General features: G+C 71.9%; 16 protein-coding genes. 8 read left to right on the forward strand and 8 right to left on the reverse strand.

Going from position 1 to position 18,367, the window contains the following annotated elements; translation table 11 throughout:
* Positions 1-41: 41 nt before the first annotated feature.
* The gene (locus tag ACLIN4_RS16395; protein ID WP_411575944.1) at positions 42-1,862 is read right to left on the reverse strand and encodes a bifunctional metallophosphatase/5'-nucleotidase; all 1,821 of its coding nucleotides are present in this window, start codon (positions 1,860-1,862) and stop codon (positions 42-44) included.
* 182 nt (positions 1,863-2,044) lie between these two features.
* Here ACLIN4_RS16395 and mshD point away from each other — a divergent pair, with 182 nt between their 5' ends.
* Entirely contained in the window at positions 2,045-2,974 is a 930-nt protein-coding gene (mshD, locus tag ACLIN4_RS16400) for a mycothiol synthase (protein ID WP_411575945.1), read from the forward strand.
* Positions 2,975-3,087: 113 nt separating this feature from the next.
* Here mshD and ACLIN4_RS16405 read toward each other — a convergent pair whose 3' ends face one another.
* From ACLIN4_RS16405 to ACLIN4_RS16425, 5 genes are all read right to left on the reverse strand, one after another.
* Positions 3,088-3,726: an ABC transporter gene (locus tag ACLIN4_RS16405; protein ID WP_289908040.1), complete on the reverse strand. Its 639-nt coding sequence runs from the start codon at positions 3,724-3,726 to the stop codon at positions 3,088-3,090.
* Positions 3,714-5,237: an ABC transporter permease gene (locus ACLIN4_RS16410; RefSeq protein WP_411575946.1), complete on the reverse strand. Its 1,524-nt coding sequence runs from the start codon at positions 5,235-5,237 to the stop codon at positions 3,714-3,716. Before ACLIN4_RS16410 ends, ACLIN4_RS16405 begins: the two co-directional genes overlap by 13 nt.
* A complete protein-coding gene (locus ACLIN4_RS16415; protein ID WP_289908038.1) occupies positions 5,234-6,100 on the reverse strand; it encodes an ABC transporter ATP-binding protein in 867 nt (288 codons plus the stop codon). The genes ACLIN4_RS16410 and ACLIN4_RS16415 overlap by 4 nt, the downstream gene beginning before the upstream one ends.
* Before the next feature lie 61 nt (positions 6,101-6,161).
* Positions 6,162-6,998, reverse strand: a complete 837-nt coding sequence (locus ACLIN4_RS16420; protein ID WP_307652580.1) for a zf-HC2 domain-containing protein — start codon at positions 6,996-6,998, stop codon at positions 6,162-6,164.
* The gene (locus ACLIN4_RS16425) at positions 6,995-7,537 is read right to left on the reverse strand and encodes an RNA polymerase sigma factor (RefSeq protein WP_107476128.1); all 543 of its coding nucleotides are present in this window, start codon (positions 7,535-7,537) and stop codon (positions 6,995-6,997) included. Before ACLIN4_RS16425 ends, ACLIN4_RS16420 begins: the two co-directional genes overlap by 4 nt.
* Before the next feature lie 252 nt (positions 7,538-7,789).
* On the opposite strand from ACLIN4_RS16425, the gene ACLIN4_RS16430 reads away from it, so the two are divergent.
* From ACLIN4_RS16430 to pstB, 7 genes are all read left to right on the forward strand, one after another.
* Positions 7,790-10,087, forward strand: coding sequence for an RNA degradosome polyphosphate kinase (locus ACLIN4_RS16430; protein ID WP_373420254.1), 2,298 nt, complete (start codon positions 7,790-7,792; stop codon positions 10,085-10,087).
* Entirely contained in the window at positions 10,068-11,255 is a 1,188-nt protein-coding gene (locus tag ACLIN4_RS16435; protein ID WP_289908036.1) for a CHAD domain-containing protein, read from the forward strand. The genes ACLIN4_RS16430 and ACLIN4_RS16435 overlap by 20 nt, the downstream gene beginning before the upstream one ends.
* 185 nt (positions 11,256-11,440) lie before the next feature.
* On the forward strand, positions 11,441-11,833 hold the full coding sequence (locus tag ACLIN4_RS16440) for an NUDIX hydrolase (RefSeq protein WP_107478711.1): 393 nt from the start codon (positions 11,441-11,443) through the stop codon (positions 11,831-11,833).
* A gap of 208 nt (positions 11,834-12,041) precedes the next feature.
* Positions 12,042-13,169 (forward strand): phosphate ABC transporter substrate-binding protein PstS, encoded by a 1,128-nt coding sequence (gene pstS, locus ACLIN4_RS16445; protein WP_179350384.1) that lies wholly within the window; start codon positions 12,042-12,044, stop codon positions 13,167-13,169.
* Positions 13,170-13,290: 121 nt separating this feature from the next.
* Positions 13,291-14,304: a phosphate ABC transporter permease subunit PstC gene (pstC, locus tag ACLIN4_RS16450; protein WP_411575947.1), complete on the forward strand. Its 1,014-nt coding sequence runs from the start codon at positions 13,291-13,293 to the stop codon at positions 14,302-14,304.
* Positions 14,301-15,359, forward strand: a complete 1,059-nt coding sequence (gene pstA / locus ACLIN4_RS16455; RefSeq protein ID WP_382051936.1) for a phosphate ABC transporter permease PstA — start codon at positions 14,301-14,303, stop codon at positions 15,357-15,359. The genes pstC and pstA overlap by 4 nt, the downstream gene beginning before the upstream one ends.
* 54 nt (positions 15,360-15,413) lie before the next feature.
* Entirely contained in the window at positions 15,414-16,190 is a 777-nt protein-coding gene (gene pstB, locus ACLIN4_RS16460; RefSeq protein ID WP_100046999.1) for a phosphate ABC transporter ATP-binding protein PstB, read from the forward strand.
* Between the two features lie 342 nt (positions 16,191-16,532).
* On the opposite strand, the gene pitH is transcribed toward pstB, so the two are convergent.
* Positions 16,533-17,531, reverse strand: a complete 999-nt coding sequence (pitH, locus tag ACLIN4_RS16465) for a low-affinity phosphate transporter PitH (RefSeq protein WP_107478700.1) — start codon at positions 17,529-17,531, stop codon at positions 16,533-16,535.
* A 7-nt stretch (positions 17,532-17,538) separates the two neighbouring features.
* On the reverse strand, positions 17,539-18,159 hold the full coding sequence (locus ACLIN4_RS16470) for a DUF47 domain-containing protein (protein WP_030403626.1): 621 nt from the start codon (positions 18,157-18,159) through the stop codon (positions 17,539-17,541).
* Between the last annotated feature and the right edge of the window lie 208 nt (positions 18,160-18,367).

The raw sequence follows: 18,367 nt of genomic DNA on the forward strand, positions 1-18,367 counted from the left end.
GTGCGACGCCTAGGGCCCCTCTCAGGAACAACGCGCAGCGCCTACTGCACGACCGTGATCCGGTCCGCCGCCGGCGGGGCGATCGGGTCGCCGGCCGACGAGTTGGCCGTCAGGTACTGCTCCAGGGCCGTCAGGTCGTCCGCGCCGACCAGTTCGTTCGTGCCCTCGTTCAGGGTCGGGAAGCCGTCGCCGCCGCCCGCGAGGAAGCTGTTGGAGGCGACGCGGTAGGTGGCGTTCTCGTCGATCGGCGCGCCGTTGAGGCGGATGGAGTCGGTGACGACGCGCTCGGCGCCCGTCTTCGTCAGGTCCAGCGTGTACGTCAGGCCGGAGGAGATCTGGAGGATCTTCGGGGCCGCCTCGTTCGGGCCGCTCACCTGTTCCTTGAGGACCTGGATCAGCTGCGCGCCCGTGTAGTCCTTCAGGTTCACGGTGTTGGCGAAGGGCTGGACCGTGAAGCCCTCGGCGTACGTGACGACGCCGTCGCCCTCGCTGCCCGAAGCCGCGTAGGTCAGGGGCGCGCGGATGCCGCCCGGGTTCATCAGGGCCAGGTCGGTCTCGGGGTCCTGGGACCTGCCGTATGCCAACTGCGCGTCGGCGATCAGGTCGCCCAGCGGGGACTCGGTGCCGTTGCGGTCGATGTCGCCGGAGACGTAGCCGATGGCGCGGTTGCCGATCGGGGCGGCCAGGGTGCTCCACTTGTCGATCAGGCGGGTCATGTCCGGCGCCTTCGGGACGTCCCGCGTGACGACGTGGTTCGCCGACTTCACGGCCGTACGGGCGATGTCACCCGTGGCGCGGTCGTAGGTCAGCGTCGTGTCGGTGTAGAGGCGGCCGAAGGACGAGGCCGAGGTGACCATGCGGGGCTTGCCCGCCGGGTCGGGGATCGTGCAGACGTACGCCGCGTGGGTGTGGCCGGTGACCAGCGCGTCCACCTGGGGCGTGACGTTCTTGGCGATGTCGGCGATCGGGCCGGAGATGCCGTCGCCGGCGCCCGGGGAGTCGCAGTCGTAGTTGTACGAGGAGGAGGCGGGGAAGCCGCCCTCGTGGACCAGGGCGACGATGGACTTCACGCCCTGGCGCTGGAGCACCTTGGCGTACTTGTCGATCGTCTCTACCTCGTCCTTGAAGGTCAGGCCCTTGACACCCTCCGCCGAGACGATGTCCGGGGTGCCCTCCAGGGTCACGCCGATGAAGCCGACCTTGACGCCCTTGTGCTTCCAGACCCAGTAGGGCTTGAGGATGGGCTTGCCGGTCTTCTCGTCGAGGACGTTCGCCGCCAGGTACGGGAAGTCGGCGCCCTCGAACTCCTCGTCCGTGTAGCAGCCCTCGGTGGGGTGGCAGCCGCCGTTCTGGAGGCGGGCCAGTTCCTTGGCGCCCTCGTCGAACTCGTGGTTGCCGACGCTCGTCACATCGAGGTCCAGCTTGTTCAGCGCCTCGATGGTCGGCTCGTCGTGGAAGAGGCCGGAGAGGAGGGGGGACGCGCCGACCATGTCGCCGCCGGCCGCGGTGATGGAGTAGCGGTTGCCCTTGCGCGCCTCGCGCAGGTGGGTGGCCAGGTACTCGATGCCGCCCGCGTCGATCGTCTTCGTCGTCCCGTCCGGCTGGTGCTCCGTGACCCGGCCGGAGGAACCGGCGGGCGGTTCCAGGTTGCCGTGCAGGTCGTTGAAGGAGAGGAGCTGTACGTCCTGGTAGCGGCCGTGACCGTGGCCGCCGTGGCCCCGGTTGCCCTCGCCCGCGTTCGCCGACGCCGGCAGTGCCGCCGCGGCGAGCGCCCCGGCGGTGACGACGGTGGCGGCAGCGGCGAGGAGACGGGTCGTACGGCGTCTGCGGCGCGGATGGTGCGACTGTGCTGTGGCTGGCATGCGCCCCCCTGTGGGTGTGCGTGACGCGAGCCGCTGAGGAGACGGCCCGCCGGCGCGACAGCCTAGAGTCAACGCGCGTAGCGCGACAGGGGGTTCCGGGTTACATCCTGGTGTACCTCGTCACCGGCCCCTCTCCCCCGACTACCGCCGCTTTGCCGCGCCTGCCCTTTACCCTCGTACGCATGACCAGCGACGACACCGTGCGGCCCGGCCGCTCCCGCTCGATCGAGACCCTCTCCGAACTCACCCCGGAGCAGACCGACGCCGTCCTCGCCCTGCTCGCCGAGGCCGCCCGCAACGACGGTCAGCAGGCCGTCTCCGAGCAGGGCCGGCTGCAACTGCGCGGCCCGGCGCGGGAGGGCGTCTCGCACCTGCTGCTCACCGTCGACGGCGGCGCGCCCGTCGGCTACGCCCAACTGGAGGGCACCGACCCGATCGAGCCCCCGGCCGCCGAGCTGGTCGTCCACCCCTCGCACCGGGGGCAGGGCCACGGGCGCGCGCTGGGCTCGGCGCTGCTCGCCGCGTCCGGCAAGCGGCTGCGGATCTGGGCGCACGGCGGCCACTCCGCCGCCCGGCATCTCGCGCAGGTGCTGGGGCTGACCCTCTTCCGCGAACTGCGCCAGATGCGGCGCCCCTTGGCCGGCCTGGACCTGGCGGATCCGCGCCTGCCCGAGGGCGTGAACGTGCGGACCTTCGTGCCCGGCCGGGACGACGAGGCCTGGCTCGCGGTGAACGCCGCCGCCTTCGCCCACCACCCCGAGCAGGGCTCGCTCACCCAGCGGGACCTCGACGACCGCAAGGCCGAGGCGTGGTTCGACCCGGCGGGGTTCTTCCTCGCCGAGCGGGACGGCGAGCTGATCGGCTTCCACTGGACCAAGGAGCACGCCGAGGAGCGGCTCGGAGAGGTGTACGTCCTCGGCATCCGGCCGGACGCCCAGGGGGGTGGCCTGGGCAAGGCCCTGACCACCATCGGTCTGCGGCACCTGGCGGAGCGGGGGCTGCCCACGGCGATGCTGTACGTCGACGCCGACAACACGGCGGCGGTGTCCGTCTACGAGCGCCTCGGGTTCGTCACCCACGAGACCGACCTGATGTACCGCACGGAGACGTGAGGCACGGGCAGCAGTCGACGACGTGAGGCTCGCGCTTCGGGTGACCGTGCGAGGCTCGCGCCTCGGGTGGCCCTGCGAGGCTCGCGCCCCGGGCGACCACGCGAGGCAGCGCCTCAGCCCCGCCCCCTGCGCCGCCCCACCGGCTCCGGTCCGCACACCGTCCACGCCACGGCCACCGCCACCAGCAGCGCCGCCCACCGGTCGTGGGCCTGCGGCCACCGCGGGTCCTCGGGCGGGACGAACAGCGCCCAGCCATCCGGCTCCAGCAGCGGCGCGAGGACGGCCGCGAGCAGCAGGGCCGCCACCACCGCCGGGCCCGGACGCGCCTCGTCGGTCAGCCGTACCGCCGCCGCGGCGCCCGCGAGGGCCAGGGCGCCCACGACCGCGGCCTCCAGGGTGATGTCACCGGCCGGGGGCCGGGACGCCGACGGGGCGACCAGCAGTACGGCCGTCCACCACAGGGCGGCGAGCGGGGCGACCATGGCCACCCGCAGCGCCTGCCGGAGCGGGCGCCGGACGGGGACGGGCGTGGTGAGGTGCCGGGCCGGGTCGTCCAGGAGGAAGGCCAGGCCGAGCGCGCCGATGAGCGCGACGCCCCGCAGCAGGACGAGCGTCTGCCAGGGGGCGGGCTCCGCACCCGTCAGGGCCGGAAAGCCGGCGGCCAGCAGGCCGAGCGCCCCGGCTGCGGCCAGGGCCCGCCACGGCAGCGTGCGCCACACGGGGGCGACCAGGGCCCGCGTCACTCCTCGCACGAGTCCGCCTTCTCCGGCCCCCGCACACCCAGCAGTTCGGCCGCGCGGGCCGTGGTGACGCCCGGCTCGGTCAGCTCGTCCCAGTGCTCCTTCACCCGCTCGCCGACCCCGGCCGGCGGGTTCTCCAGCAGCCGCCGTACGACGTCCGTCTGGCCCTCCGTCATGGTCAGCGGGTCGGTGGGCGACAGGACGATCGCGGAACCCTCGACGCTGTCGTCGAGCCGGACCCGGCGCAGGGCGTCCATCGGGTCGTCCTGCCAGGCCAGGGACAGCCACATGACGGTGACCATCCGCCCGTCGCAGATCTCGCTCCCCGCCGCCTCCGTCCCCGCGACGAGCACGGCGGCGACGGCGCTGGAGAACTCGGGGACGCGGTTGCCGCCCCAGGCGGTGCCCACGGTCACCTGCCCGGCGTCGGTCAGCGCGGGGATCGCGGCGTCGCCCTCCAGCCCGTACCGGGCGTCGATCCGCTGCCGTACGACGAGCTTGCGGTCGTACGCGGTACCGCCGGCGAGGGACTGGACCCCTTCCACGACCTCGGCCCAGGTGCCCGCGCGGGGAACCCACTCGTCGAAGGCGCAGTACGTCGACCCGCCCCGCTCCACGCACGTCTGTTCCGGCCGCACCGACGCACGCTCCCGGGCGGCGGTCAGCTCCGGCGACGGCTCCACGCCCCGGGCCTGGAGGACCCCGCCCGTCACGGCGAGCGCGAGGGTGAGGGCGGTGCCCGCCCGGACGGCCAGGTTCCGTCCGCCGGAGACGAGGACGGCGAGGAAGGCGGCGAACAGGGCCGCGCCCGTCAGGTACAGGGCGTGCCAGGCGGCCGGACGGCCCAGCAGTTCGGAGGGCAGGGTGTTGCTGCTGATCCCGGCGACGACCGGCGCCAGCCACGACGTGCCGTCCGCGCCGCTCGGACCCGTCCCGAGCACGAGCGTGAACAGCAGCAGCACCACCCCCAGCGGCGCCGCGAGTGCCGACCGCACCACCCGGGCCAGCAGCACGCCGAGCGTCCCGAGCAGCAGCACTGCCAGCGGCCCGACGGCCAGTTCGGCGGGCGAACCGTGCCCGACCGCGCCCGGCTTGACCGCCTCCCAGGTGAACTGCCCGGCCACGCACACCGCGGTGAGCACGGCGGCCGGTACGACGGACAGCGCGTGGGCCGCCGTACGGTGCCAGGCAGGCATGACCAGCACGGCGAAGTGCGGCTCGGTGCCGTGTCGCCGGGACCGCAGCACCGCGAAGTTGGCGCTCACCAGGACCGCCAGGCCGAAGAAGACCGGCATGGTCTGGGTGGCGCGGTCGGCGTCCTGGAGGGCCGGGTAGCCGTCCCAGGCGCTGCGGCCGCGCCACACGATCCAGGCGACGTACCCGAGGAGGACCAGCGCTACGGGAAGGCTCGTCAGCATCCGGCGTGCCTCGAACCGCGCGAGGGCGAACACGGCCCGCACGCCCGTCCCGTGGGGACCGGCGTCCACGGCGTCCGGGGCGTCCGTCGTCAGTACGGCGCTCACGCGGCCACCTCCGCGTCGGTGCCGGCACCGTCGAGGGCGAGCAGATAGCCGTCCTCGAGCGTGGGCTCGACCAGCTGGACCCCGTCCGGCGGATCGCCCACGTTACGGAACGACCCGTCCCCCGTCCGCCACCCGGCCTTCGCCCCCGCGTCGCGCGCCCCGCTGCTCCACACGCGCCCGGCGGCCCGTGCGGTCAGCTCGGCCGGGGTGCCGTCGAAGCGCACCGCCCCGGCGGCCATGACGACCACCCGGTGGCAGAGCATCGCCACGTCCTCGGTCTGGTGGGTGGACAGCAGCACGGTGCGCCCCTCGCCCGCCCCGGCGATCAGCTCCCGGAAGCGCATCCGCTGCTCCGGGTCCAGGCCCACGGTCGGCTCGTCGAGCACGAGGAACCCGGGGTCGCCGACGAGTGCGGCCGCGAGGGCGACCCGCTGCCGCATCCCGCCGGACAGCTTCTTGATCTTCCGCCCGCGCACGTCGCCCAGGCCGACCTCCTCCAGGACGCGCCGCACCTCGCGGTGGCGGGCGGCACGGCCCGTCATCTCCTTCAGCACGGCGACGTAGTCGACGAACTCGAACGCGGTGAAGTCCGGGTGGAAGCCGGGCGTCTGCGGCAGGTAGCCGAGCCGCCGCCGCACCTCCTGCCGCCCGCGCGCGCTCCCCGGGTCGTGCCCGAGCACGGTGAACGCGCCCCGGTCGGCGGGCACGGCGGTGGCCAGCACCCGCAGGAGGGTGGTCTTCCCGGCCCCGTTGGGCCCGAGCAGCCCGGTGACGCCCGGGGTGAGCCGCAGCGACACGTCGTCGAGGGCGCGGGTCCGGCCGTAGGAGAGGCTGAGCCCGGAGGCGGAAACGGTGGGGGTCATTCGGCACTCCCGTACGAGTACAAGAAGGGGAAGAAGGAGAAGACGAAGAGGGGTACGAAGGTCACGCGACACCGCGTGCGGACACGTCGAAGCGGTCGCGCAGCAGGAACAGCAGTCCGGTGCCCAGCACGGCCAGCACCCCCGACACGCCCTGACCGGCCGCGGTGAACGGCGCCAACAGGCCGTCCCCGCCCTCCCGGGCCGCGTCCGCGGCCAGCAGTACCGCAGCCCAGGCCCCGGCGACGACGGACGGCGCGGCCACCGGTCCCAGCCGGGGCATCAGCGCCAGCCCGGTCGCGGTCAGGGCGAGTCCGGGCAGCAGCCAGGCCAGGGCGCCCAGCCCGTAGCCCACCATGGCCACACTCGCCAACGCGCCCACCCCCAGCGCGACGGACAGCACGGCGACCGTGCGGATCATCAGCAGCCGGAAGCCGTGCACCGGCGAGACGACGGCCATCTCGTACGTCGGGTCCAGCACGGGCCCGTACGCGAGCGCCACCGAGGCCAGCGGCAGCAGCGGGGCGAGGGCGAGGAAGAGCGTGGGCGTGCCGGCGGCGCTCGCGGCGCCGGCGACGACGAAGCCCGTCAGCAGCACGGCGGCGACCGCGACGAGCCAGGAGCGGCGCAGTACGGGGGTGGCCGCGAGCAGTCGCGCGGTGCCGTCGCCGACGCCGCACCGCACCAGCAGGCCCTCGAACCACCCGGGCCGCGGCGCGTCCAGCTCGGCGTCCAGCCGTTCCCACCCGGCGTCCAGGGCTGCGGCGTCACTCACTCCGGCGAGGACGCCCCGACAGTGGGCGCAGGCGGTCAGGTGGGTGTCGGCGGACCACAGCGCGGGCGCCGCCAGCTCGCCCCGGGCGTAGGCCCGCAGGTCGGCCTCGTCAACGTGCCAGGTCATGCCAGCGCCTCCCGCAGCTGTCGGCGGGCCCGCATCGCCCGTGTCTTGACCGTGCCCGGCGGGATGCCGAGCAGGACGGCCGCCTCGCGGGTGGTCAGCCCGTCGATGACGGTGGCCTGGAGCACCGCGCGCAGCTCCGGCGAGAGCCGTACGAGGGCGCCGGCGAGGTCGCCGTGCTCGACCCCGGCGAGCACCCGCTCCTCCGCAGACGCCTCGTCGCGGTGCCGCAGCCGCGCCAGGGCCTGCCGCAGCCGGCCCCGGGCACCGTCGCCCCGCATCACGTCGATCAGCCGCCGGGACCCGATCCGCCACAGCCAGCCCGCGACGTCCCCGTCCTCCCGGTAGCGCGCGCTGCCCCGCCACACCGCGAGGAACGTCTCCTGCACTACGTCGTCGACGACCCCGGCGTCGGCGCAGCGGCCGCGCATCCGGGCGGTCAGCCAGGGGGCGTACCGGCGGTACAGCTCCTCGAAGGCACGCCGGTCGCCGTCCGCGGCGACGGCCCGCAGCAGCTCACCGTCGCTTCTCGTTTCGCTCACATCTCCTCATCGCACGGGGCGGGTCGTCCGGTTCACGATCGCGGCCGGCGGTTTGCGGACCGCGGACGCGCCTCGGCCGCACCCACCGCCGGAAGCCCCCCGCTATCCCACACGTCATGTCCTCGTAACCATCGATTCAGACTGCCTTGCGACCCTCACCGAATGCAGCCGACCGTGCCAGAGCCACCAGGAGCAGAGCATCACGCGCCTTCCGACGCGCCTGTCCTGCGCGCTGCGCGGAAGAATGGGTTCATGAGGCAGCCGAAGACCCAGGCAGAGGTCCAGCAGCACACGCAGCCCGCGCAGCAGGCACAGCCCGCGCCGCACGCGCAGCACCCGCAGCCCTCCGTGGGTTCCATCGCCGCGCACCGCCCGCACACCGTGGCCGCGACGGTCTCCGACCTGGAACCCGACATCGACGCCGACCTCGACGGGTACGAGGAGTCGGAGGAGTCCCAGGGGCTCCAGGCGGACGGCATCAGGCTCCCGCAGGGCCGCTTCCTCGACCGCGAACGCAGCTGGCTCGCGTTCAACGAGCGCGTCCTCGAACTCGCCGAGGACCCGACCACTCCCGTCCTCGAGCGCGCCAACTTCCTCGCGATCTTCGCCAGCAACCTCGACGAGTTCTTCATGGTCCGCGTCGCCGGCCTGAAGCGCCGCATCGCCGCCGGTGTCGCCACCCGCTCCGCCTCCGGCCTCCAGCCCCGCGAGGTGCTGGAGATGATCTGGGCGCGCTCGCGCGAGCTGATGGCCCGGCACGCCGCCTGCTTCCAGGAGGACGTGGCGCCCTCCCTCGCCGAAGAGGGCATCCACCTGGTCCGCTGGAGCGAGCTGGCGGAGAAGGAGCAGGCCCGCCTGTTCACCCTCTTCCGCCACCAGATCTTCCCGGTCCTCACCCCCCTCGCCGTCGACCCCGCGCACCCCTTCCCGTACATCTCGGGCCTCTCCCTGAACCTCGCGGTCGTCGTGCGCAACCCGGTCACCGGACACCGCCACTTCGCCCGCGTCAAGGTCCCCCCGCTGCTCTCCCGCTTCCTGGAGGCCTCCCCGGGCCGCTTCGTCCCCATCGAGGACGTCATCGCCGCCCACCTGGAGGAGCTCTTCCCGGGCATGGAGGTCCTGGAGAGCCACGCCTTCCGCGTCACCCGCAACGAGGACCTGGAGGTCGAGGAGGACGACGCCGAGAACCTCCTCAAGGCGCTGGAGAAGGAACTGATGCGGCGCCGCTTCGGCCCGCCGGTGCGCCTGGAGGTCGAGGAGTCCATCGACCGCGAGGTCCTGGACCTCCTGGTCCGCGAGCTGAAAGTCAGCGAGGCCGAGGTGTACCCCCTCCCGGGCCCCCTGGACCTCACCGGCCTCTTCCGCATCCACGGCCTGGACCGGCCCGAGCTGAAGTACCCGAAGTTCGTCGCCGGCACCCACCGCGACCTGGCCGAGGTCGAGTCCGCCTCCGCGCCGGACGTCTTCGCCGCCCTGCGCAGCCGCGACGTCCTCCTCCACCACCCGTACGACTCCTTCTCCACCTCCGTGCAGGCGTTCCTGGAGCAGGCGGCCACCGACCCGGACGTCCTCGCGATCAAGCAGACCCTGTACCGGACCTCGGGCGACTCCCCGATAGTCGACGCGCTCATCGAGGCCGCCGAGGCCGGCAAGCAGGTCCTGGTCCTGGTCGAGATCAAGGCCCGCTTCGACGAGCACGCGAACATCAAGTGGGCCCGCAAGCTGGAGGAGGCCGGCTGCCACGTCGTCTACGGGCTGGTCGGCCTGAAGACCCACTGCAAGCTGTCCCTGGTGGTCCGCCAGGAGGGCGAGACCCTGCGCCGCTACAGCCACGTCGGCACCGGCAACTACCACCCGAAGACGGCCCGCCTCTACGAGGACCTGGGCCTGCTCACCGCCGACCCGCAGGTCGGCGCGGACCTCTCCGACCTGTTCAACCGCCTCTCCGGCTACTCCCGGCGCGAGACCTACCGCCGCCTCCTGGTCGCGCCGAAGTCCCTGCGCGACGGCCTGGTCTCCCGCATCCACAAGGAGATCCAGCACCACCGCGCCGGCCGCCCCGCCTACATCCGCATCAAGGTCAACTCGATGGTCGACGAGGCCGTCATCGACGCCTGTTACCGGGCGTCCCAGGCAGGCGTCCCGGTGGACATCTGGGTGCGCGGCATCTGCGCGCTGCGCCCGGACGTGGCGGGCCTGTCGGAGAACATCCGGGTCCGTTCGGTCCTCGGCCGCTTCCTGGAGCACTCCCGCGTCTTCGCCTTCGGCAACGGCGGGGAGCCGGAGGTCTGGTTCGGCAGCGCCGACATGATGCACCGCAACCTCGACCGCCGGATAGAGGCCCTGGTCAGGGTCGTCGACCCGGCCCACCGGGCGGCCCTGAACCGGCTGCTGGAGACCGGCATGTCCGACGGCACCGCCTCCTGGCACCTGGGCTCGGACGGCGAGTGGACCCGGCACGCGACGGACCCGGACGGCCAGCCCCTGCGCAACGTCCAGGAGATGCTCATAGACGCCCGGAGGCGCCGGCGTGGCACAGCAACACCTTGAACCGACGGACCCCACGGCCGCCGCCGGGCCGCCGCCGGTGCCCGCGGGCGGTGACGCCCTCGCGAGTTACCTGCGCGCCCAGGCCACCGAGTTCCTCCGCGCCCTGCGCCTGCACCGGGAGACCGGCGCGGGCGCGCACGGGGCCGGAGCACACGGCAACGGGGCGCACGGCCCGGACCGGGACCCCGCTGCCGGCGGCCCGGTAGACGCGGCCCGCGCCCTGCGCCGTGCGGCCCGTCGGCTGAGCGGCACCCTGCACACCTTCCAGCCCTTGCTGGACGCCGAGTGGGCGGAGGCCATGCGCCCCGAGCTGGCGTGGCTGTCCGGCACCCTGGCACTCGAACACGCGTACGCATCCCGCCTGGAACGCCTGCTCCAGGCCCTGCACCGGCTGTCGGGATCGGCGGCGTTCCCGAGCCAGCAGCAGGCGGGCCGCACCACCGCGACGGCGTCCACCGGCACGGACTCCGCCGCACCTCCCGTGCACCTCGCTCACTCCGCCGCCCGCCCGGCGCCCGCCGACCGCGGCAATCTCACCGTGGGCGCGGCGAAGGCGGGCGCGCTGCTCGACCGCCAGCTGACCCTGGCCCGCACCCGGGCGCACTCCACGGCCCTCCAGGCGCTGGGCAGCAGCCGCTTCCACGCCGTCGCCGACAAGGTCGCCTTACTGGCCAGCGAGGTCCCGCTGAAGGACACCACGGCGTCCACCACCGACCTGCGCCCGCTGGCCGCCGCGGCCCACGGCCGCCTCACCGACGCCGTGGCCGCGCTCCCTCTGGTCACCGCGGGCAACCCGTACAACGCCCAGGCACTGGTCCACGGGCTCTCCCCGGACCCGGCCCCCCACCCCCAGGACGCCCAGTGGCACCAGGTCCGCCTGCTGCTGCGCCTGCACCGGTACGCGCTCGAGGTGCTGGCCTGCGAGGACGCCGACCGGGGCGACGGCTCCACGGACGTACGCCTCCTGGCCGCCGGCGAGGCCCTGGACCGCCACCGCGACGCCTCCGAGGCCGCCGCGGCCGCCGCCCAGGCCGCGCGCACACCGCGCATCGCGCCCGCGACGGCGTACGCGCTCGGGGTGCTCCACGCCGACCAGCGGCATGAGGTGGAGGCGGCGAGGTACGCGTTCCAGCACAGCTGGCGCAAGGAGCCCATCAGGCTGCCGTAGGCCCGCACCGCGGCAGCCGCCGCGCAGGACAGGAGGCGCGCCCCACCGTGCACCCCGCCGACGACCAGGACCCCGCCACCCCGGCCGCACCCACCGACGACCGGGACCCCGCCACGCCCACCGACGACCGCGACCACCCCGCCACCCCGGTCGCTCCCGCCACCGTCCGGGCGGCCGGCTGCGTCCTGTGGCGCCGCTCCCCCCGCTCCCCAGGCCTGGAGCTCTGCCTCGTCCACCGGCCGAGGTACGACGACTGGTCGCACCCGAAGGGCAAGCTCAAGCCCGGCGAGGACCCGCTCGCGGGCGCCCTGCGCGAGGTGGCGGAGGAGACGGGGTACGCCGCCGCGCCGGGCGCCGAACTGCCCACCGTGCGCTACCTCGCCGACGGCCGCCCCAAGGAGGTCCGGTACTGGGCGGCGGCGGCCACCACCGGCGCGTTCACCCCCTCCGACGAGGTCGATCGCATCCAGTGGCTGGCACCCGCCGAGGCCCGCGCCCGCCTCACCCGTCCCGGGGACCGGCCCCTGGTCGACGCCCTCCTGACGGCGCTGCCCCCCGGGACCACTCCGTGTCCTTGACGTAAGCGTTCCGTGACCTCACCGCACCGTCCACAGGGGTTCACCCCGCGTTCATTTACGCCCATCGGCGGCTTCACCTGTTCTGCCTAATTTCGGCCTTACCGATACGGGGCGCATCCCGAAAACGCGTCCGTATCCACCAGTGTTCATCGCAGTCCTCGCACGCCGCCGAATTCAGGACGGCGGCTCCTGGAAGGAACTCCCTCAAGTGAAGCTTCAGCGCATGAACCGGCGGGCCCTCGCTCTCGGTGCTCTCGCCGTCTCCGGCGCCCTGGCCCTCACGGCGTGCGGCTCCGACGACACCGGCGGCAACAGCAACGGCGGTGACGCCAGCGCCGCCGCCAACAGCAACATCAAGTGCGAGGACGCCAAGGGCCAGCTCCAGGCCTCCGGCTCCTCCGCGCAGAAGAACGCGATCGACGCCTGGGTCAAGCAGTACGTCGCGGCCTGCAACGGCGTCCAGATCAACTACAACCCGACCGGCTCCGGCGCGGGCATCACCGCGTTCACGCAGGGCCAGACCGCGTTCGCCGGCTCGGACTCCGCGCTGAAGCCCGACGAGATCGAGGCGTCGAAGAAGGTCTGCAAGGACGGCCAGGCCATCGACCTGCCGATGGTCGGCGGCCCCATCGCCGTCGGCTTCAACGTCCCGGGCGTCGACACCCTCGCCCTGGACGCCCCGACGCTCGCCAAGATCTTCGACAGCCAGATCACCAACTGGAACGACGAGGCGATCGCCAAGCTCAACCCCGACGCCAAGCTGCCCGACCTGAAGATCCAGGCCTTCCACCGCTCGGACGAGTCCGGCACCACGGACAACTTCACCAAGTACCTCAAGGACGCCGCGCCCAAGGACTGGAAGTACGAGCCGGGCAAGTCCTGGGAGGCCAAGGGCGGCCAGTCCGCGCAGGGCTCCTCCGGTCTGGCCGGCCAGGTGAAGCAGACGCCGGGCGCCATCTCGTACTTCGAGCTGTCGTACGCCAAGGACGGCATCAAGACGGTCGACATCAAGACCGAGGCCGCCGAGCCGGTCAAGGCCACCGTCGAGAACGCCACCGCCGCCATCGGCGCCGCCAAGGTCGTCGGCACCGGCAAGGACCTCGCGCTGGAGCTGGACTACACGCCGGCCGCCGACGGTGCCTACCCGATCGTCCTCGTCACGTACGAGATCGTCTGCGACAAGGGCAACAAGGCCGAGACCCTGCCCGCCACCAAGTCCTTCCTCAACTACATCGCGTCGGAGGACGGCCAGGGCCTGCTGAAGGACGCCGGCTACGCCCCGATGCCCACCGAGATCATCACCAAGGTCCGCGAGACCATCTCGGGCCTGAGCTGACCCGAGTGCGGTCCGGTCCCCTCCCGGGGGCCGGACCGCACCGTCCGGTGCACCGCCGCCAGGAGCCCGCGAGGCTCCGCCCGAGCCGCCGTCAGGGCGGCTCCGCAGACCGGAGAACCCGATGGACATAACCACTGATCCCCAGAAGCCAGCAGCAGCCCCCGTACCGCACCAGCCCCCCGGCAAGGACGGCAAGCGCGCCGCACGCGGCGCCACCCGCCCCGGCGACCGGATCTTCCTCGGGCTCTCCCGCGGGTCCGGCATCCTGGTGCTGGCCATCATGGCCGCCATCGCGGCCTTCCTCACCTATCGCGCCTCCCTCGCCATCAGCGAGGACGAGGCCAACTTCTTCACCAGCTTCGAGTGGAACCCCAGCGGCATCCCGCCGGAGTTCGGCATCGCCGTCCTGGTCTTCGGCACCGTCGTGTCGTCGGTCATCGCGATGGCCATCGCCGTCCCGATCTCGGTCGGCATCGCCCTGTTCATCACGCACTACGCGCCCCGCAAGCTGGGCGGCGCCATCGCGTACGTGATCGACCTGCTCGCCGCCGTGCCCTCGATCGTCTACGGCCTGTGGGGCGCGCTCTTCCTCGTGCCGCACATGGACGGGCTCTTCGGCTGGCTGGACCAGTACCTCGGCTGGACCGGAATCTTCGAATGGAGCGGCGGAGCGCCTCGCTCGCTGCTCACCGTGGGCATCCTGCTCGCGATCATGATCCTGCCGATCATCACCAACGTCAGCCGTGAGGTCTTCCGGCAGGTCCCGCGCATGCACGAGGAGGCCGCCCTGGCCCTCGGCGCCACGCGCTGGGAGGTCATCCGGATGTCGGTGATCCCCTTCGGCCGCTCCGGCATCATCTCCGCCTCGATGCTCGGCCTCGGGCGCGCGCTCGGCGAGACGATGGCCGTGGCCATGGTCCTCTCGCCGACCTTCGACATCAACGCCAGCCTGCTCGACCCGGGCGGCGGCACCTTCGCCCAGAACATCGCCAGCAAGTTCAACGAGGCGACCGTGATGGGCCGGGACGCGCTGATCGCCTCCGGTCTGGTGCTGTTCGTCATCACGCTGCTGGTCAACGGCGGTGCCCGCATGATCATCGCTCGCCGCAAGGAGTACTCGGGGGCCAACGCATGAGCAACGCAACCCTCACCCCGAAGAGCCGCAGCTCCCTGCGCGGCGCCACCCTGCCCAAGTGGTTCCCGTGGGCCGTCGCGGCCGGTGCGACCGCCGCCGGCCTCGGCATCAGCGCCGTGGCCGGGCTGAACAGCAGCATCCAGTGGGCCCTGATCGCCGTGGTCCTCTTCGTCGGCGGGACATACGCCATCTCGGCGCGGATCGAGGGCGGGCGGCAGGCCAAGGACCGGGTCGCGACCAGCATGGTCTGGGTCGCCTTCCTCCTGGCCCTGATCCCGCTGCTGTCCCTGATCTGGGAGACCGTCAGGCAGGGCGTGAAGGTCCTCGACGGCTACTTCCTCACCCACTCGATGGGCGTCGTGGCCGACAGCGAGCCCGGCGGCGGCATCTACCACGCCATCCTCGGCACCCTGGAGCAGGTCGGCCTCGCCACCCTGTTCTCCGTGCCGGTGGGCGTGCTCACCGCGATCTACCTCGTCGAGTACGGACGCGGGCGGCTCGCCAAGGCGGTCACCTTCTTCGTCGACGTCATGACGGGCATCCCGTCGATCGTCGCGGGTCTGTTCATCCTCAGCCTGTGGGTCCTCATCCTGGACATGGGCCCCTCCGGCATCGCCGGTTCGTTCGCCCTGTGCATCCTGATGATCCCCGTGGTCGTCCGCTCCACCGAGGAGATGCTCAAGCTCGTCCCGAACGAGCTGCGCGAGGCGTCGCTGGCGCTCGGCGTGCCCAAGTGGCGCACGATCCTGAAGGTCGTCCTGCCGACGTCGATCGGCGGCATCGTCACCGGCGTCATGCTGGCCATCGCCCGCATCACCGGTGAGACGGCGCCCGTGCTGCTGCTGGTCTGGGGCACGGACTTCATCAACGCGAACCCCTTCCAGGACCCGCAGGAATCGCTGCCGATGTACATCTACCTCCAGTACAACGCCGGCTCCGATCCCGCCTACGACCGTGCCTGGGCGGCGGCCCTCACGCTCATCGCCTTCATCATGATCCTCAACCTCGTGGCCCGCGGCATCGCCCGCTGGAAGGCCCCGAAGACGGGTCGCTGACGCGACCGACGCAAGAAAAGTCAGCGACTCGGACCGAAAGAAGCAGTGATACCCATGGCCAAGCGCATCGATGTCAGCGGCCTCAACGCCTACTACGGCTCCTTCCTGGCCATCGAGGACATCTCGATGACCGTCGAGCCCCGCTCCGTGACGGCCTTCATCGGCCCGTCCGGCTGCGGCAAGTCCACCTTCCTGCGCACGCTCAACCGCATGCACGAGGTCACGCCCGGCGGCCGGGTCGACGGCAAGGTCATGCTGGACGACGAGAACCTCTACGGCGCCGGCATCGACCCGGTGGCCGTGCGCCGCGAGGTCGGCATGGTCTTCCAGCGCCCGAACCCGTTCCCGACCATGTCGGTGTACGACAACGTCGCGGCCGGCCTGAAGCTCAACGGCAAGTACAAGAAGTCCGAGATGGACGACGTCGTCGAGAAGTCCCTGCGCGGCGCCAACCTCTGGAACGAGGTCAAGGACCGCCTGAACAAGCCGGGCTCCGGCCTCTCCGGCGGTCAGCAGCAGCGCCTGTGCATCGCCCGCGCCATCGCGGTCGAGCCGAACGTCCTGCTCATGGACGAGCCCTGCTCCGCCCTGGACCCGATCTCCACCCTCGCCATCGAGGACCTGATCGGCGAGCTGAAGGAACGCTTCACGATCGTCATCGTGACGCACAACATGCAGCAGGCGGCGCGCGTCTCGGACCGTACGGCCTTCTTCAACCTGGCGGCCGTCGGCCAGCCCGGCAAGCTGATCGAGATCGACGAGACGGAGCGCATCTTCTCCAACCCGTCGGTCCAGGCCACGGAGGACTACATCTCCGGCCGCTTCGGCTAGGCCCCACCCCCGATCCCCTCGCGGTGCTGCATGGCGGTGCCACCGCGAGGAGCACAAAGGGCCCGCCCCCGAAGTCGGGGGCGGGCCCTCTCACATACACACAACTACGGGCACCCACCCCACGCAGCGGCCCCGCACAGCTACGGGCACTCGACCCCACGTAGCTGCGGGCACTCGGCCCCGCGTAGCTGCGGGCACTCGGCCCCGCGTAGCTGCGGGCACTCGGCCCCGCGTAGCTGCGGGCAGTCGTGCCGCTGGGGCGGCACGGGTGGGCGCAGCGGCACCCGGCCAGCGCCGGGCAGCGCACCCACCCCCGCCCCGCACAGACGCAGGCAAGCCGCCCTACAGAAACGCCAGATTCACGATCCAGAACGACACCGCGGCCACCACCGCAGCCGCCGGCATCGTGATGAACCACCCCACGATGATGTTCCGCGCGACCCCCCACCGCACGGCGTTCACCCGCTTCGTGGCCCCCACACCCATGATCGACGACGTGATGACATGCGTCGTCGAGATCGGCGCGTGGAACAGGAACGCCGACCCGAACATGATCGACGCACCGGTCGTCTCCGCCGCGAACCCCTGCGGCGGGTCCAGCTCGATGATCTTCCGCCCCAGCGTCCGCATGATCCGCCAGCCACCCGCGTACGTCCCCGCGGACAGCATCAGCGCGCACGCGATCTTCACCCACACCGGAATGGGATCGCCGTAGTCCTCGACATCGGCGATGACCAGGGCCATCACCACGATGCCCATCGTCTTCTGCGCGTCCTGCAGACCGTGCCCCAGCGCCATACCCGCCGCCGACACCGTCTGCGCGATACGGAAGCCCCGCTTCGCCTTGTGCGGATTGGCCCGCCGGAAGATCCACATGATGGCCGTCATCACCAGATATCCGGCGATCAGACCGATCACCGGCGACACGAACATCGGAATGACGATCTTGTCGACGACCCCGTGCCAGTACACGGTCGTGCTCCCGGCCAGCGCCGCACCCACCATGCCGCCGAACAGCGCGTGCGAGGACGAGGACGGCAGCCCGAAGTACCAGGTGATGAGATTCCAGACGATCGCGCCCACGAGCGCCGCGAAGAGGATCCCCATCCCCTTCGAGCCCTCGGGTGTCTCGATCAGCCCCTCGCTGACGGTCTTGGCGACCCCGGAGCCGAGGAACGCGCCGGCGAGGTTCATGACGGCGGCCATCGCGAGCGCCGCCCGGGGCGTCAGCGCACGCGTCGACACGGACGTCGCGATCGCGTTCGCCGAGTCGTGGAAACCGTTGGTGTACGTGAAGAAGAGCGCGACCCCGATGGTCACGACCAGTGCGAAGGTGTCCATGGAGGGGTCAGGACTCCTTGACCGCGATGGTCTCCACCGTGTTCGCCACGTGCTCGAACGCGTCGGCCGCTTCCTCGAGCACGTCGACGATCTGCTTGAGCTTCAGCACCTCGATGGCCTCGTACTTGCCGTTGAAGAGGTGGGCGAGCAGCTTGCGGTGGATCTGGTCGGCCTGGTTCTCGAGCCGGTTGACCTCGATCCAGTACTCGGTGAGGTTGTCCATGGTCCGCAGGTTGGGCATGGCCTCGGCGGTCAGCTCCGCCGCCCGCGCCAGCACCTCGATCTGCTGCTCGACGCCCTTGGGCAGTTCCTCGATGTTGTAGAGGACGACCAGGTCGACGGCCTCCTCCATGAAGTCCATGATGTCGTCGAGCGAGGAGGCGAGGTTGTAGATGTCCTCGCGGTCGAAGGGCGTGATGAACGAAGAGTTCAACTGGTGGAAGATCGCGTGCGTGGCGTCGTCACCGGCGTGTTCGGCGGCCCGCATACGCTCTGCGATCTCGGCCCGGGCGGATGCGTCCGCCCCGAGCAGTTCCATCAGGAGTTTCGAGCCCGTGACGATGTTGTCCGCGGATGCGGCGAACATGTCGTAGAAGCTCGTCTCCCTGGGGGTCAGACGAAAGCGCACGTGGGGTCCTCGGGGTGCATCGGTTTCGGTCAGGCTGATGCTAGGCGCATCATCCGGCCACGGCTAACGGGCCGTCCCCCAGTGTCGCCCATCGGGAAGACTGATGAGCAGGGGGGCGACGCCCGGGCCGTCGCCAGGGGTCTTCCCAAGGCCCCCTTACCCCGCAAAGTTCGTTACCATATACCCGCCAGGGGTATATGTCCGCTAT

The sequence above is a fragment of the Streptomyces mutabilis genome, from assembly GCF_046628145.1.
Classification (GTDB): Bacteria; Actinomycetota; Actinomycetes; order Streptomycetales; family Streptomycetaceae; genus Streptomyces; species Streptomyces mutabilis.